The organism is Vibrio sp. Y29_XK_CS5 (genome assembly GCF_024181835.1).
In the GTDB taxonomy this organism is placed as follows: Bacteria; Pseudomonadota; Gammaproteobacteria; order Enterobacterales; family Vibrionaceae; genus Vibrio; species Vibrio harveyi.
Genome location: NZ_JAMZAM010000001.1, coordinates 1,308,331 through 1,324,297 on the forward strand (window position 1 = coordinate 1,308,331; position 15,967 = coordinate 1,324,297).

Genomic DNA, 15,967 nt, shown 5'->3' on the forward strand with positions numbered 1-15,967 from the left:
TTGATTTTTTTTTGTGATACCATCTTGGAAATCGCATATCAAAAACACCTCCCCTCTTCCCAAAATCGCAACTTAATTAACAATATCAAACAGTTAAAACGCTCGATTATTTTATCCTTTGCGCAAACCTTTGCGTCATTTTCATCGTAGGTTACCGTTTAACTTCTCATAAACGCTCAAAATAACGTCAAACGAACCCAGTTAGTGCGATTCTTCAAAAAATATTTCTTCAAGTTTTTCATGCCCAACATCACTTTTTTGCCTCTTCTTGAAAGCGAATGAGCTAAAAAAGCTCTGTTCAGTTCTTTGGTGTGTTGATGGCACATCGAAGAGATTCGATAACGTCACTCGCCAACAAGCCAACTTCACCACTTTGCTGGACATTAATATCGGCTGCATGACTATGAAGTATCACGCCTAAACGAGCCGCCACAGCAATAGGAAGTCCTTTTGCAAGTAGCGCAGCAATCACACCAGACAAGACGTCTCCCATTCCCCCACTCGCCATCCCAGGGTTACCCGCGAGACAAACATACATTCTGACACCGTCATAGATAAGAGTGCCCGCGCCTTTGAGTACAACAACTCCACCGTAGCGTTCATGAAGCTGCCTCGCCGCTGCAAAACGGTCCTGCTCTACCTCTTTTGTTGAAACATGGAGCAAGCGTGCAGCTTCTCCGGGGTGCGGTGTCATAACGCGTTGCTCGTCTCGTAAAAACACGACATCATTTCTCTGATTGAGCATAGCAAGGATGTTTAGTCCGTCAGCGTCCACCACTTTGAGTTTGTTTTTCTGAGATAAGAATTGATATGCCTGATGTGCCCATTCATCTTGCCCAAAACCAGGACCAAAGACGAGAACATCAGCCCAACGACTACGCTTAACCAGCTCGTTATCGGTGTCTTTGAGCTCATCAAGTGTAATGCCTCGACTCATTATTTCTGGAGCTCCCACTTGTAACGGTAGTAGCGAGCTTGGATAGGTAATCGCTGCAGTTAAACCCGCCCCTGTTCTCGCTGCGGCAGAAGCACATAATCGAATCGCGCCTGCCATACCTTGATTACCTCCTACACAGAGGAGTTTCCCGTTACCGCCTTTATGGGCAGTGGCTTTCCTTTCCGGTAGCAGTCTACCGATAATCTGATGATCAATACCTAACGCGCTTTCTTCTTCAATCGACTCGAACTCGACGTTCACACCTAAGCCGGAAAAATGTAGGTCTCCAACGTAATCTCTTGCTTGCCCCGTGCACAAACCTTGCTTTACACCAATAAATGTCACGGTATGGTCTGCACGAATAGCCTCTCCCAAAACGGCGCCAGTATCAGCACTTAGACCCGATGGCACATCAATAGCGATTACAGGACAATGGACTTGATTGATTTGCTCTATATAGCGACGAGAGTCGGCTCTGACTTCTCCCATTAACCCTGTCCCTAACATGCCATCGATAATCACATCAGCTTCTAACAATGCACTATGCCAATCATCCCAAGCACTGTTCTCTCCATCGCTAGCTTGCCAATCTTCGAACGCTCTCAGAGCATCACCTTTCAAGGTTAAAGGGTCACCCAACTGAAACACGCGTACATTCAGCTGTGCCTGCTTTGCTAGAGTGGCAAACACATAACCATCACCACCATTATTGCCTTTACCGCACACCACCAACACATTTCGTGCTCTGGGATAAAGATGAAGAAAACGCTCATACACAGCCATTCCGGCGCGTTGCATAAGGCTATACATTGATACCCCTGCCAATTGAGCTGCCATTACTTCTCCATTTCTGACTTGTTCAGCGGTGTAGAGCTTGAGAGCGAGATTAAAGTCCATATGATTATTCTGCGCATTTGAAGACACGATTTAAGTATACAAAAAAGCCGAGGCGAACCTCGGCTTTTAATATCGTTATTTAATCAACCTTTAGTTGTGTTGCTGAGACATCAACGCTTCAGCCGTCGCATCTTGAATAGACAAGAACAAGGAATTGATTTTTCCTGTAGGTGTACGCATTGGGTTCAGCGTTACGTTCTGGTACATAAACTCCGCTTGTTGTGTCACAGGACGCACGTTACGGCAGCGGAACAAATACGGACGCTGACGCCAAGTAATAAAGCTTCGGCAGCCCAAATCATAAACCGGCTTGGTTTTTAGCTTGAACCACTCTTGTGGGATCTCTGGGAAAATATCAAAAATGGAGCGACCAATTGCCTCGTGAGATTGCAAGCCACTGTGATGGGTCATAAACCCATTCCATACTTGTACGTTGTAATCTTTATCGATCACAACCAAACCCATGTCGACATTCTGAACCATATCGACCATCCAATGGAATTGTTCAAATTCTGCAGGTAGATTCAGCATTAGAAGTCCTCCATTAGGTATGACAATTTGTTGTCTAGCAAAGGCAGCGACTCGTCAACGAACATAAACAGAAGATCACAACGAATTGATGTACCTTCAATGTTGTAGCTCACTTCAAATGTCATGGTTCGACTAAATGCCCCCGTGGTTGATTCAATAATTGAATCGATGGAGATGTGCTGCCCGAGCAATACAGGAGAACTCTGGAAGAATCGCACCTCAGATTGCTCACCTAAACCATTCAAGAATGCGCCTACCAAGATATTAGAGATATCCATCAGCAGTTCGAGCTCTTCTAACTCTTCGCTGTCTGCTGGCACCTTCATTAGCTTCTTCAAGTCAGAGACACTTGAGTCACTTAGGATAACCAGTGCTTCGCCCGCAATGCCTTCTCCACAAAACCCCTGACAAACACCTGAGACGTTGTCATGAGATGCTAAATCTCTCAATGCCATATGAAGCTCACTGACTTCGAAGATATTTACGTTTGGAAGTGGAAGTTGAACAAAAACATCAAAGTGACGCGCCAAGGCATCTGCCGCTCGACCAATCGACACGTTAGCCACTTCCATGTAAATATCACGACGACGCAGAATAGGCAGCTCAATCGTTGTAGGAGTGATAACCTGTGGACGATCATTAGGCTCAATCAGCTCTTTTAACGTCGCTTTAAGCTCGTCTTTACCAATTGGCTTTTGAATAAACGCTTTCGCACCGAGTGCAAATACACGCTCTTTTGCTTTGGGTTGAATATCACCAGACACAACCACAACTGGGGTTTGAATGCCTAAGCGTTTCATGTTTTCCAATGTTTCAAAACCATCCATCTCTGGCATGGTCAAATCAAGAAACATCAGTTTAAATTCTTTCTGCGCTAGTTCTTCTAGCGCGTTTTTACCATGAATGGCAAATGTCACGTCTGCATTTAATGTTGCCGGCAGTGATCTTGCCATCTGTTTGCGTGCTAACGCAGAGTCATCACAGATGAGTACAGGAAAAGACATTCTACCACCTTTATATATTCAACAATCTGCGCAGGAGTCTAACAGATTGTCGCAGCACAAAGTACGAGAAAACTGACGAGGAGTTTTTATTATTTCTTGTTTACCGGACTAGCATACGCAATATGAATAGATGAGTGAACCAGTGAACCAATAAAAAACGCAATTCCCTATACATTTAGTGATGTTGCGCAAGTGTGATTAAAACTTCGACAAAGCCTGATACGCAAAGGGTTGCTCTTAGCAATTAGAATGAAAAAGATAAACTAGAAGGCAAAAAGACACCCAATATATCCTATAACCTCGAAATGCGTGGTTACTTGGATATCAAGAGTGCCTAAGAAGATAAAACTTTTCGGTCTTTCTATGGCACACCGTGACCTTTTGAAGCGACCCAAACTCGGTACCACTGCTCACGCGTCAATTCAATATTCAGTGCATTAACCGCCGAGTGAACTCGCTCAATCTTACCCGAACCAATAATAGGCATTGGCTTCGATGGTAAACGACGAACCCAAGCGTAAATCACTTCATCAATACTGTTCGCACCGACTTCTTCACGAATCATTTCTAACTCGTTGCGAACACGAACCGCTTGCTCCGTATCACCCGTAAAGATTGAACCACCACCTAGACACGACCATGCCATCGGGCGCACTCGTAAAGTTTGCATCTGGTCTAACGTGCCATCGTGTGCAACTTCAAAGTTAAGGGGGTTGATTTCCACTTGGTTAGTCACAAGTGGCTTGCTTAAGCGCGATTGCAAAAGTTCAAATTGACGAGGTGTGAAGTTAGAAACACCAAAGTGCTTCACCTTACCGACTTTATGAAGCTCCGAAAACGCTTCTGCTACTTCATCTGCATCCATCAAAACGTCAGGACGATGAATCAAGAGCACGTCAATCTCATCAACATTTAAACGCTCAAGTGAGTTGTTGACGGATTGGTAGATATGCGCCGCGCTAGTATCATAATGATTGATCTTACGCTCAGGTGTTTTATCACCACACAAGTTAATGTCGCATTTGGTCACGATCTGGATTTGCTCACGAACACTTTTATCCAACGCCAATGCTTCACCAAACAGCGCTTCACATTCGTAGTTACCGTAGATGTCAGCATGGTCGACAGTCGTAATACCTAACTCAATATGTTGCTTTAGGAATGACAAACGTTCTTGCGCTGTCATGCCCCAATCTACTGCACGCCAATATCCTTGAACCAGCTCAGAAAACTCTGGACCGTTTGGTGCAGTCACTACTTTTGCAACCATGGGTTTCTCTCCTTTTCTTAATCTGCTTTCATCCTAGTCTTGTTTTACCGTTCGCTCAACGGGTAAACTTTCGCAATTCGAACTGGAGTACGAAATATGTCTTTTGCCCAACGACTCGCCACCCTTATAGGCGAAGAAAGTGTCAGCGGCTTCGCTCGACGCGTCGATGTATCTGAAGCTTTGATCAGGAAATATCTCAAAGGAAGTGAGCCAAGTTTAACCAAAGCGAACCAAATAGCGATGCGAGCAAACTGCTCACTAGAATGGCTAGCGACGGGTTGTGGTTACTTATATCGCCAAGCCGAAGTAGTGGATATGGAGGCTTACAAACTCGCCTATCAACATGTCATGAATGGTGTAATTTCTGGGGAAGAAGAAGCGCAGCACCGCAAATTGGTTGCGGGTTATCAGTATCTACGCGCGCATAAAAAGTCGGATGGATTTTTGGATGAATCTGCGATGGCGACATTTTTGGCTCTCCATCACGAAAACAAAACTGAGGCTTCAGACATCTAAAGCATAACACTTTAGAAACGAATCACCTTTAGTTCAATCATCTCGCCATCGCTGTTTAACATGACGTTTAATCTTGGCGTTGGCGTGCCAAACTCTTGTGCTAGCACCCAATCAATACTTCGTGGCGCTTGCTGTGGATAGCGATTAATAAAGACTATCAGCTCTTTATCTACCTCTTCAGGCGTGGCGTGCCTCATCGCTTCAGAAATATCATATTGTTGCCCATCAATCTCCACCTTCTGCATCACCAGCCCATCTTTCCTCAAATTTAAAATCAGTGCGCTCAAACTCTGGGGTTGGTACTCGGTAAGAAAAGACAAATAGACCTCACGATCTTCTATTGTTGACTCTCCGTAGAGATGCTGATGGTAGTAGTGAAAATCATCCAAACAAAACGCTTCGGTACTATCTTGTGTCTCACATCGATACCAAGCTCCACCTGTCGTTATCGCTTGTTGAATTTGTTCAACAGGAGCACTCGATAATATCGCCTGCCACCATAGATCTTGAGCCGATGTAGTTTGAGAAAATAACCCTGAGAAGATGAGCAAACAAAGAAAAAAGCGCGACATGGTATTACTTGACGATTAAATTTGATGTTATCGAAAACGCTATCTTTGCCCCTATACCTAAGATAAGCAAGTACTCAGCTCGAATTTCAGACACAAAAAAGCGGACCTTCTAGCCCGCATCAATCTTTGTATAAAGCCTAAACCGCGTAATCCATCACGCCGAGAACCATTACGAGAAAACAGAATGCCATACCAAGCTGGAATTATCAACACTTCGTACGGTTATTTAAAATAAGTAACGGGGAAGATAATAGGCATTAAAAAGGCGCACCTATGCGTGCGCCTCTGCCTCGTGACTCAATCGTGAGTATGCGAATCGGGAAGTCTATTGATGCATCCCGAACAAATAACGAGGAATTTCTGTAGGGTTTGAATCCATCCAAATTGTGTGTAAAACCTCACATCCCTCCTTCTGAAGCAGTCATGTTGCTTTACACTTAAAGCATGGTTCATTTTGCTCAGAAAACAAGTTTTGCCGATAAAAAAATAGTGCCATATATGGGATCAATAGCACAAAGTTTATCAATATTTAGACAATCGACACTTGAACCGCTCAATAGTGGAAAGCTAAATTGCATCTTTATTGATTAGGTCTAGACTCTCCTGAGCGTATAATTTCTTCCGTCCCTTCCAATCTGTAGTCAGGAGAATCTGTTAATGACCAAACGCGAGAGAATTGTGAAATCTGTGTTAGCGCACGTACCTAAAGATGCGATTAACCAGTTTGTCTCTCGAGGGTCAACGCCAACTTCATTTTCCGTCCTCTTTATGGCGGCCATCGTTGGTACGCTAGCAGGTCTTGTCGGCACTTACTTTGAGATTGCTGTTCACTTTGTTTCTGAAACCCGTACTGAGTGGTTAAAAAGCGAAATCGGTAGCGTGCTGCCTTTGTGGCTGGCCGCAATCTTAATCAGTGGTGCATTAGCATTCATTGGTTACTACCTTGTGCACCGTTTCGCACCAGAAGCCTCTGGCTCCGGCATTCCTGAGATAGAAGGTGCAATGGACAATATTCGCCCGGTACGTTGGTGGCGTGTCATCCCGGTGAAGTTCTTTGGCGGTATGGGTGCACTTGGCTCAGGTATGGTTTTAGGTCGTGAAGGTCCAACCGTACAAATGGGTGGCGCAGTTGGTCGCATGGTTACCGATATCTTTCGTATTAAAGACGATGATACTCGCCACTCTCTATTAGCATCCGGTGCTGCCGGTGGTTTAGCCGCGGCGTTTAATGCACCGTTAGCAGGCATCATGTTTGTTGTTGAGGAAATGCGTCCTCAATTTCGCTACTCTTTAATTTCTATTCGAGCAGTGATCATTTCGGCGATCATGGCAAACATTGTGTTTCGCGCGATTAACGGTCAAGAAGCGGTAATCACCATGCCGCAATACCAATCACCGGAATTACAATCATTATGGTTGTTCTTGCTACTCGGTTCTTTGTTTGGCGTATTTGGTGTGATTTTCAATAAGCTAATCACCATCGCGCAAGACAGCTTTGTTGCCCTACATAAAAACGACCGTAAACGTTACTTGATCACAGGTACTATTTTGGGCGGTGTGTTTGGCTTGCTACTGCTTTATGTTCCTCAGCTAACCGGTGGCGGTATTGGCTTGATTCCAGACATTACCAACGGCAACTACTCAATTTCTATTTTAGTTATGCTGTTCGTTGGTCGTGTGATCACTACCCTACTTTGTTTTGGTTCTGGTGCACCTGGTGGTATCTTCGCTCCAATGCTGGCTTTGGGCACATTGTTTGGCTATGCATTTGGAGCAAGTGCAGACATGCTGTTACCTTCATTGACTATCGAACCAGGTGTCTTCGCAATTGCAGGCATGGGGGCTCTATTTGCCGCAACAGTACGTGCGCCAATCACAGGTATCTTACTGGTTATCGAGATGACCAATAACTACTACCTGATCCTACCACTTATTATTACCAGCTTAGGCGCAGTAATAGTGGCGCAATTACTTGGTGGACAACCAATTTACAGCCAGTTGTTACATCGTACGCTTAAGAATGACAAGCTACGTCAACAAGATCTGCCTGAAAACCAAGCTTAACCTAATATACCCAAGGTACTTGGGTGTACCGGCTCCAAATTATCTTTCACCATTAAGATTCTTTTGGAGCCAGTAATTCTACTTTTTTGCAAGTCTCTACATAAATCTCCTACCAAACTCACAAAATTCCCATTCTCTGGAATTTACCTATCATAATGAAAGGTAAGAAGACGTTAAACTTGTTAGTATTTGCGCCTCAAATTAGAGCAATTAACCCATTTCTGGAGTCGTTTTGAACTGGAAAAGACTTGTGCAGTTTTATAGTGTTCCTCCGTCACAAGCGGCGTTAGCACTAGGCATGATAGGGCTTGGACAAGCTTGGGCTTTGTACATTCCACAGATTGGAGAACCAATAAGACCATTTCTTGCTGCACTCGGAGCTCTTCTTCTTACCCCGGTTCTACTTAAATACGCCACCAACCCTCGACTGTTTATGGCGGACATCAAGCACCCACTGAGCGGTAGTTTAATGGCGCCAATGAGCATGGCGTTACTCATGCTGTGTGACTATCTTGCCGTGGTAACACCAATCATTGCCTACCCGCTGTGGTTTATGGCGGTGTTACTGCACTTCACGATGATGGTGCTGTTCTTTGGTTTTCAGATCATGAACTTCAAGATGTCGAACATCGTGCCAAGCTGGTTTCTTTACCCTGTGGGCTTGATCAGCTCTTCTCTTGCTGGCTCTCAGTTTGGACACAACGTGTTTTCTGAAACTTTGGCGATGATGTGTATCGGCATTTACTTCTTCATGTTGCCTTTGGTGTTGTATCGCTTGGTATTCTTTGGCTCTCTGCCGCGTCGGGCACGACCAACACTCGCGATCATGGCTGCGCCTGTGAATCTTTCTCTGGCTGCGTACCTAGTCAACTTTGCGCAACCAGATCCGATCCTGACGGGCGCACTGGCAGGCATCGCCATTACGATGACCTTGTTAATTTATCTGTGTTATTTCCGTTTGATGCGTTTGAAATTTCAACCATCTATCGCAGCGGTCACCTTTCCTTCCGTGATCAGTGCGATTGCAATGCATCGTCTCACCACATTCTTCGCGGAATCTCACCCACATTGGCATTGGTTACACGATTTTGGATTTCTAGAACTAAGCATCGCAACCGTGCTCGTGGTTTGGGTGTCTGCTGGTTATGTCAAAATGTACTGGCCAGAGCTTGTTAGGACACCATCGAAGCAAACATAAAAAACGGCCTCATTGTGAGGCCGTTTTCTTTTGTCTTCAACGAGCAACGTTACCCGATGAACTTCGACACAAAATTGCTGATGTTGGTCATGCTTGATGCCGCCATTACCACCACAATCGCAATACCCGTAAAGGTTAAATAGACCGGATGCTTGTAGTCACCCACAATATCTTTTCTGCGTGTCGCTACCAACATCATGCCTAGTACAATTGGCAAAATAATGCTGTTAACCAAACCCGCAAGCATAAGAAGTAGAATCGGCATGTTCATGGTCACTGTGCCAAGTGATGTGATAATGATAAAGCCAACGCACCACACTTTCTCGTTGCGAGCCACGATTGGGAATAGAGTTTTGATCAGAGAGATGGCCATATACGAGTTCCCCACAACCGAGGTAATCGACGCGACAAATAATACCAAGCCAAAAATGAAGTAACCCACTTCACCAGCACCTTGACGGAAGGCATCAGCAGCTGGGTTTGCAGAATCCAACGTTGCGCCTGTCGCAATCACACCAAATACGGCTAAGAACAGCAGAATACGAATCACCACTGCAATAGAAATGCCCGCCCAAGCCGCGGTTTTAATCGCCGGAACCTTGTCTTTTCCTTGTAAGCCGATATCAACCAAGCGTTGTGCGCCCGTATAGTAACCACCGACGGCACCACCCACAATGGTCAGTGTTGGGAGCAGTAAGCTACCAATATCTGTCGGCATCACCGCTGCGCTCATGGTTTCACCCATTGGTGGCAAACTGGTCATTGCAACGTAAGCAATCAGAATGATCATAAACAGACCAAGATAGCGCGCCATCTGATCCATACGTTTAGATGCATTGTGGACCACAAACAGCAGGCATCCCACAACCCCGGTAAACAAAGCCCCCCAGGTAGTATCAACCCCTGTTAGCACATTGATGCCAAGTGCAGCTCCACTCACGTTGCCAAAGTTGAACGCTACCGCACCAAGAGCAAGGAGAATACCCACCACGTAGCCCATGCCCGGAGCTACTTTATTGGCAATGTCTTGAATACGCATGCCAGATACACCCACAATGCGCCATAAGTTCATCACGATACCGAAAGTAATGAACATGGATGCAAAGACTGGAAACGCCATGTCTATTTTGTAGATATTGGTGAAGACTGCTGTCTGAGTTAAAAAGCCAGGACCAACAGAAGTAGTCGCCATTAAGAACGCGACACTAAGAATAGCTTTCTTTTGCCAGCTATTTTCCGAGGCTTGTGCAGAAGTCGGAATAGAAGAATGAACGGTAGTTTGTGTGGTCATGCCAAGTCTCAATATTGTTGCCTTTCTATTATTAGAAAAAAGAAAGACAACTGACCGAGATCAGCTGAACTTGAAGAATCAGATAAGCAAATCAAATAAGAGAGAAAACCCTCGCAACCGTTTGCTGGGCGCGGATATTAAGGGCAACTCAAATAACTGTCAACACGAAGTTCGATAAATGATTTTTGTCGTCTCAAATCCATCTTATCTATGACTTTCAGATAGATAAAAAAAAGGATGGCATTTACCATCCTCTTAGAAACTTGCTTGATTACTTAGCGTAAACCGTGGAGAAACTCGGCACGTGTCGCTGGGTTGCTTTTGAAAATACCACCCAATGCTGTCGTCGTTGTTTCGCTGGTTGCATCCATAACACCACGAGATTTCACGCAGTAGTGCGTTGCATCAATAGTCACCGCCACATCATCTGAACCTAGCAACGTTTGAAGTGCTACAAGAATTTGCTGTGTCATACGCTCTTGAACTTGAGGGCGCTGTGCAAAGAAGCGGACAATACGGTTGATCTTAGACAGACCAATGATTTTGCCACGTGGGATGTAAGCAACGGCAGCTTTGCCATCGATCGTAACAAGGTGGTGTTCACAAGTACTGGTCACTGTGATGTCTTTCACGCGAACCATCTCACTTACATTCATCTTGTTTTCAATCACAGTGATTTTCGGGAAATTGGCGTAATCTAGACCGGAGAAGATTTCGTCCACGTACATCTTAGCGATACGATGCGGCGTTTCCTCTAGACTATCGTCAGTAAGGTCAAGTTGAAGCAAACTTAAGATCTCACGCATGTGGTGTTCGATCTTCTCTTTCTTCTCTTCACGGCTTACGTTGTTTGGGCGCATTGGCGTTTCCAAACCACGTTGCTCTAGCGCTTCTTTTACTAACTTCGCTGACTCGCTAAGACCTGACATTCCACTTCCTCTTTTGTTGCTTCAGCCGATTGTACAAATCCAACCAAAATTGCATTCATACTTTTCGCTTTGAGTTGCTCAGTTCGTGTCTTTACACCAAGTCACATCAAATGAAGGTACTGAGCTGATTTTCTTGAGCTCCGCAGGTTTTTTACCCCTTTCGGATGGCTGACAAGGATACTCGGATTTTTGAATAATTACACCCATATTTTATAGGTGGACATTCTTAGGGTCTGTTGATCTTTCGAGCTGATTTTTGCAGCGAATTGTTGGGCATTTATACTAGGCAGAGACTTTGATGTGTAGTTAGTCTTCATGAGAAGTCGATGACGAAGTAGAAATGACCAACAAACGCTGCCCAAAGGGTTCGTCTAGGCGCCCCATCCGAACAAAATTTAACCATGAAAGATTAACAGCCCCTACTCAGTCCCCTTTTTATGGTAAAGTTGCCACAAAACAAAAGAACACAGGATTTTCTCAATGGGCTGCTGCGACGCACCTGGCTTAATGCCAATTGAAGAAGCGATGGATAAAATGCTATCGCGAATCAAACCTATCCAAACCACTCTTTCTCTTCCACTTGCTGATGCTCTTGGCTTTGTACTGGCAGAAGACATCTTGTCTCCTATCCATGTGCCACCATTCGATAACTCAGCAATGGACGGTTACGCAATTCGCATTCAAGATCTTGAGTCGTCTTCGGTACTGCCTTTGGCGGGCAAATCATTCGCAGGGCAACCTTTTGAAGGTGAATGGCCTCAAGGTACCTGTGTTCGCATTATGACTGGCGCAAAAATCCCTGAGGGTTGTGACGCCGTTATCATGCAAGAGAACACCGAAGTAACGGACGCAGGTGTTCAGTTCAACCAAACGGACGTGAAGCCACAAAACAACATCCGCCCAACAGGTGACGACATCAAGCAAGGCGACATTGTACTTGCGCAAGGTGCTCGTTTAACGCCGCGTGATATTCCAATGATTGCGTCTCTTGGCGTCAGCCATGTGACCGTCGTTCGTAAACCAAAAGTGGCATTTTTCTCTACTGGTGATGAGCTAAAACCACTGGGTGAATCGCTAGAAGAAGGTCAAATCTACGACAGCAACCGTTACGGCATCAAACCGTTGATTGAAAACTTTGGTTGTGAAGCCGTCGATTTAGGCATCATCCCCGACTGCCCAGAAACACTCAAAGCGACCTTTGAAAAAGCACAAACGTTGGCTGATGTCGTTGTTACCTCTGGTGGCGTCAGCGTTGGCGAAGCGGATTACACAAAAGACATTCTTGAAGAACTTGGTGAGATCGGTTTCTGGAAGCTGGCAATCAAGCCAGGTAAGCCTTTCGCCTTTGGTAAGCTAAGTACTGCTTGGTTCTGTGGTCTGCCGGGCAACCCTGTTTCTGCGGTGCTAACCATGTACGTGCTTGTTCAACCGATGTTGGCAAAACTCGCAGGACATACAGAGTGGAAGGCTCCGGAGTCTATTCCAGCGACAACCAAAACAGCATTTAAGAAAGCACCGGGGCGTACCGATTACCAACGTGGCATCTATACCTTAGAAGATGGCAAGTTTGTGGTTGAAACAACAGGTAACCAAAGCTCTGGTGCATTCCGATCAATGAGCCTAGCGAACTGTTTTGTTGTATTGGAGCGTGAACGCGGCCGCGTCGAAGTAGGCGAAACGGTTCAGATTCAACTATTCAACTCAACCCTTTACTAGGAAGTCGTTGTGGATATTCTTTCCGATCAGGAAATGTTGCGTTACAACCGCCAAATCATTCTTCGTCAATTTGACTTTGATGGGCAAGAAGCACTTAAGCAAGCATCGGTATTGATGCTTGGTGCTGGCGGTTTAGGCTGCGCCTCAAGCCAATACTTAGCGACTGCCGGTGTAGGTAAAATCACATTGATTGATGATGATATCGTTGAGCTATCTAACCTACAGCGTCAAGTGCTGCACCACGATGCAGATATTGGTCGTAAGAAGGTCGCGTCAGCGGCTGAGGCACTAAGGGAGCTAAACCCACATATTGCCGTGGACACCATTGCAAAACGCCTTGGTGATACTGAGCTCAAAGAACTCATCGAACAACACACTATCGTTGTAGATGCATCAGATAACGTAGATACACGCAACCAACTCAACCGCTTGTGTTTTGAAACAAAAACACCATTGGTTTCGGGTGCCGCAATTCGCATGGAAGGGCAAGTAAGCGTGTTCACTTACGATGATCCTACTCAACCATGTTACCAGTGCTTAAGCGCCCTCTTCGGCAGTGGCGCGTTAAGCTGTGTTGAAGCCGGTGTAATGGCACCTGTCGTCGGTATTGTCGGTGCAGTCCAAGCAATGGAAGCCATCAAGGTGATTGCTAACTACGGGCAGCCAAAGAAAGGAAAAATTCTTATTTTGGATGCGCTAAGCATGTCTTGGCGAGAAATGAATCTGATGAAAATGCCAACCTGTCCGGTTTGTAGTTAGCTCTCTACTCAATCATTCCCAAAAAGCCCAACTCAATGTTGGGCTTTTTTTCATTTTGACAATCAGAATTAAAACCTGCCTATCTAATAATCATAATTCACTAAAAATCAAAACCTTAAAATATGGCACATTCCTTTCATTGCATATATCACGAACCAATGAGAGGGCGAATTATGAAAAGGACATCACTGTTACTTGGGACTTTAATGGCAAGTGCGTATGCTCAAGCCACGCCGTTCGACACCTGCCCAAGCAAAGCATACCTATTTCAATCAACCCCAGTTCAAATCTATGGCGTCAATTTGGTTACAGGTTCTACTACTCTTTTAGAGGACGACACGGGTTTAGCTTCGGGTATTAACGGCGTGGGCTTTGACTTCACTGACCGTTACATTTATGGCTACGACACTACGAACAAAAAGATAGTTCGATTAGGGAAAGACTTTCAAGCAGAAACACTGAACGTTTCCGGTCTACCTACCGATCACACCTTTTTTGTGGGTGACGTCTACAATCACGTTTACTATTTGTACCGTAAAGGGAAAGGTCTATTCTCCATTGACCTCTCCCCACTAGACTCGGATCCAAACGCAACATTAAACATCGTAAAGATTAGCTCGACGGCGACTGTCAACCTTACCGACTTTGCGTTCCATCCCGGTGACGGTTCTCTTTATGGTATCGACAACAACTCTGGTGTCCTATACCAGTTCAATCCATCAAATGGCAATGCAACTGCAATCGGTGACACTGGCGAAACAGGCACATTCGGCGCTGGTTATTTCGATGTAAACGGCAACTATTATGTATCGCGTAACCAAGACGGTAAGATCTATCGTATCAACTTGTCTTCAGAAAACGCCGCTAACATTGCAGCAGGGATTGTTCCGGCAGTTGAGTTTGTCTCAAACGGACCAAGCTCAAGTCAGAATGATGGTGCACGTTGTGCAAATGCACCTGTTATTGATGAAGACGATCCTATCGATTTCGGCGATGCACCCGATAGTTACAGTACAACTCTAGCTTCTAACGGACCTCGTCACGAAGTCGACGACGTAACTTGGCTTGGTTCTGTCGCCCCAGATGGTGACGCTGACGGTCAAGCAAATGATAACTCCGTGGGCACAGCAGATGAGGATGGTGTTGGTTTTGTATCCGCGCTTGATCCTGGCTTAAGCTCCATTGTGAATGTCACCGCCTCCACTTCTGGTTATCTGTCTGCGTGGTTTGACTGGAACCGCGATGGTGACTTTGATGATGAAGGCGAACAGGTCTTTACCGATGAACTGCTTTCAGCCGGAAATAATCCACTGCCATTCGTTGTTTCTACTGCGGCAACAGAAGGTTCGAGTTGGAGTCGATTCCGCTTCAGCCAACAAACTGGGTTGAATTACGACGGTGGTTCGACATCTGGTGAGGTCGAAGATTACCCTATTGCGATCACGGGAAATGGGTATTCTGTTGAATACTTCCCAAGTGCAGAAAGCTTCGCCACCGTTGCTTATGAAGATAACTGGCCCTACACAGCAGACTACGACATGAATGACGTTGTCGTGACTTTCCAAATCACGGAAACCAGCTTAGATGGTCATGTAGAGAACATCCAAATCACTGGTGACTTGGCTGCGTACGGTGCAGACTACAAAAATGGGTTCGCCATCCGCTTACCGGGCATCTCGAGAAGCGCGATTGAAAATGGTCTCACAACACTCTCTTTTAATGGCATTGAGCAGGCGTCCAACGGGCTAGAAAGCATTTCTGACGAAGCAATATTCATCATTAGTGAAGACTTGAGCCAACATGCCTCGAGCGGTTGTAACTTCTTTAGAACAGAAGCTGGGTGCGACGACAGCGTGTCTCTCACCTTTACTCTAAACGTCTACTTTACTGAAGGCTCTGACCGTTCATCCATACAAGCGATGCCTTACGACCCGTTCATCTTCGCGACTCCAGGAACTTACCATGGTGACGGCATTACTTTCCAACCAGGACGTAAGTGGGAAGTTCACTTAGCCGACCAAGCGCCAACAGAGCAATTTGATGACCAAAACCTCTTCGGTGTTGGTGTGGACGCAAGTAACCCTTCACAAGGTGTGTACTTTAAAACTGCCAACAACCTACCTTGGGCACTATTAATCGTTGAGGATTGGGATTGGCCACTCGAACGTATCGATATGGTTGAGGCTTATCCTCAGTTCAAAACATGGGCTGAATCTGCTGGCGAGTTAGGTACAGATTGGCATACAGCTCCAACACCAAACAAGTGCTACATTCCATAGGGAG

Annotated in this window: 13 protein-coding genes; 6 read left to right on the forward strand and 7 right to left on the reverse strand. The window is 45.5% G+C overall.

Annotated features, from left to right (window positions below; all coding sequences use genetic code 11):
• Positions 1–298: 298 nt before the first annotated feature.
• From NL647_RS05870 to NL647_RS05885, 4 genes are all read right to left on the reverse strand, one after another.
• On the reverse strand, positions 299–1,834 hold the full coding sequence (locus tag NL647_RS05870; protein ID WP_253649813.1) for an NAD(P)H-hydrate dehydratase: 1,536 nt from the start codon (positions 1,832–1,834) through the stop codon (positions 299–301).
• Positions 1,835–1,924: 90 nt separating this feature from the next.
• Positions 1,925–2,365, reverse strand: coding sequence for a PAS domain-containing protein (locus NL647_RS05875; protein ID WP_005452351.1), 441 nt, complete (start codon positions 2,363–2,365; stop codon positions 1,925–1,927).
• Entirely contained in the window at positions 2,365–3,369 is a 1,005-nt protein-coding gene (locus NL647_RS05880) for a response regulator (protein WP_009697299.1), read from the reverse strand. Before NL647_RS05880 ends, NL647_RS05875 begins: the two co-directional genes overlap by 1 nt.
• A 361-nt stretch (positions 3,370–3,730) precedes the next feature.
• Positions 3,731–4,639, reverse strand: coding sequence for an aldo/keto reductase family oxidoreductase (locus tag NL647_RS05885; protein ID WP_005452353.1), 909 nt, complete (start codon positions 4,637–4,639; stop codon positions 3,731–3,733).
• Between the two features lie 96 nt (positions 4,640–4,735).
• Here NL647_RS05885 and NL647_RS05890 point away from each other — a divergent pair, with 96 nt between their 5' ends.
• Positions 4,736–5,155 carry a helix-turn-helix transcriptional regulator gene (locus NL647_RS05890; protein ID WP_009697298.1) on the forward strand — a complete coding sequence of 140 codons (420 nt, stop codon included), beginning with the start codon at positions 4,736–4,738 and terminating at the stop codon, positions 5,153–5,155.
• An 11-nt stretch (positions 5,156–5,166) separates the two neighbouring features.
• Here NL647_RS05890 and NL647_RS05895 read toward each other — a convergent pair whose 3' ends face one another.
• Positions 5,167–5,727 carry a hypothetical protein gene (locus NL647_RS05895; protein WP_253649814.1) on the reverse strand — a complete coding sequence of 187 codons (561 nt, stop codon included), beginning with the start codon at positions 5,725–5,727 and terminating at the stop codon, positions 5,167–5,169.
• Positions 5,728–6,384: 657 nt separating this feature from the next.
• Here NL647_RS05895 and clcA point away from each other — a divergent pair.
• Together clcA and NL647_RS05905 are read left to right on the forward strand one after the other, a co-directional pair.
• Complete coding sequence (gene clcA / locus NL647_RS05900; RefSeq protein WP_009697296.1) at positions 6,385–7,791, forward strand: H(+)/Cl(-) exchange transporter ClcA; 1,407 nt, start codon at positions 6,385–6,387, stop codon at positions 7,789–7,791.
• Positions 7,792–8,041: 250 nt separating this feature from the next.
• On the forward strand, positions 8,042–8,989 hold the full coding sequence (locus tag NL647_RS05905) for a TDT family transporter (protein ID WP_253649815.1): 948 nt from the start codon (positions 8,042–8,044) through the stop codon (positions 8,987–8,989).
• 49 nt (positions 8,990–9,038) lie between these two features.
• Here NL647_RS05905 and NL647_RS05910 read toward each other — a convergent pair whose 3' ends face one another.
• Positions 9,039–10,280, reverse strand: coding sequence for an NRAMP family divalent metal transporter (locus NL647_RS05910; RefSeq protein ID WP_005452361.1), 1,242 nt, complete (start codon positions 10,278–10,280; stop codon positions 9,039–9,041).
• A 275-nt stretch (positions 10,281–10,555) separates the two neighbouring features.
• On the reverse strand, positions 10,556–11,209 hold the full coding sequence (gene folE / locus NL647_RS05915) for a GTP cyclohydrolase I FolE (RefSeq protein ID WP_017190748.1): 654 nt from the start codon (positions 11,207–11,209) through the stop codon (positions 10,556–10,558).
• Positions 11,210–11,689: 480 nt separating this feature from the next.
• On the opposite strand from folE, the gene moeA reads away from it, so the two are divergent.
• From moeA to NL647_RS05930, 3 genes are all read left to right on the forward strand, one after another.
• The gene (gene moeA / locus NL647_RS05920; RefSeq protein ID WP_005452364.1) at positions 11,690–12,925 is read left to right on the forward strand and encodes a molybdopterin molybdotransferase MoeA; all 1,236 of its coding nucleotides are present in this window, start codon (positions 11,690–11,692) and stop codon (positions 12,923–12,925) included.
• Between the two features lie 9 nt (positions 12,926–12,934).
• Complete coding sequence (gene moeB / locus NL647_RS05925; protein WP_017818648.1) at positions 12,935–13,684, forward strand: molybdopterin-synthase adenylyltransferase MoeB; 750 nt, start codon at positions 12,935–12,937, stop codon at positions 13,682–13,684.
• Positions 13,685–13,857: 173 nt separating this feature from the next.
• Positions 13,858–15,963 carry an LruC domain-containing protein gene (locus NL647_RS05930; protein WP_033007705.1) on the forward strand — a complete coding sequence of 702 codons (2,106 nt, stop codon included), beginning with the start codon at positions 13,858–13,860 and terminating at the stop codon, positions 15,961–15,963.
• Positions 15,964–15,967: the final 4 nt, after the last annotated feature.

Coding starts and splice junctions, on each gene's coding strand:
- NL647_RS05880 (WP_009697299.1), bottom strand. CDS start 3,369: ATGTCTTTTCCTGTACTCATCTGTGATGACTCTGCGTTAGCACGCAAA.
- NL647_RS05910 (WP_005452361.1), bottom strand. CDS start 10,280: ATGACCACACAAACTACCGTTCATTCTTCTATTCCGACTTCTGCACAA.
- moeA (WP_005452364.1), top strand. CDS start 11,690: ATGGGCTGCTGCGACGCACCTGGCTTAATGCCAATTGAAGAAGCGATG.
- NL647_RS05875 (WP_005452351.1), bottom strand. CDS start 2,365: ATGCTGAATCTACCTGCAGAATTTGAACAATTCCATTGGATGGTCGAT.
- NL647_RS05885 (WP_005452353.1), bottom strand. CDS start 4,639: ATGGTTGCAAAAGTAGTGACTGCACCAAACGGTCCAGAGTTTTCTGAG.
- NL647_RS05930 (WP_033007705.1), top strand. CDS start 13,858: ATGAAAAGGACATCACTGTTACTTGGGACTTTAATGGCAAGTGCGTAT.
- NL647_RS05870 (WP_253649813.1), bottom strand. CDS start 1,834: ATGGACTTTAATCTCGCTCTCAAGCTCTACACCGCTGAACAAGTCAGA.
- folE (WP_017190748.1), bottom strand. CDS start 11,209: ATGTCAGGTCTTAGCGAGTCAGCGAAGTTAGTAAAAGAAGCGCTAGAG.
- NL647_RS05890 (WP_009697298.1), top strand. CDS start 4,736: ATGTCTTTTGCCCAACGACTCGCCACCCTTATAGGCGAAGAAAGTGTC.
- NL647_RS05895 (WP_253649814.1), bottom strand. CDS start 5,727: ATGTCGCGCTTTTTTCTTTGTTTGCTCATCTTCTCAGGGTTATTTTCT.
- clcA (WP_009697296.1), top strand. CDS start 6,385: ATGACCAAACGCGAGAGAATTGTGAAATCTGTGTTAGCGCACGTACCT.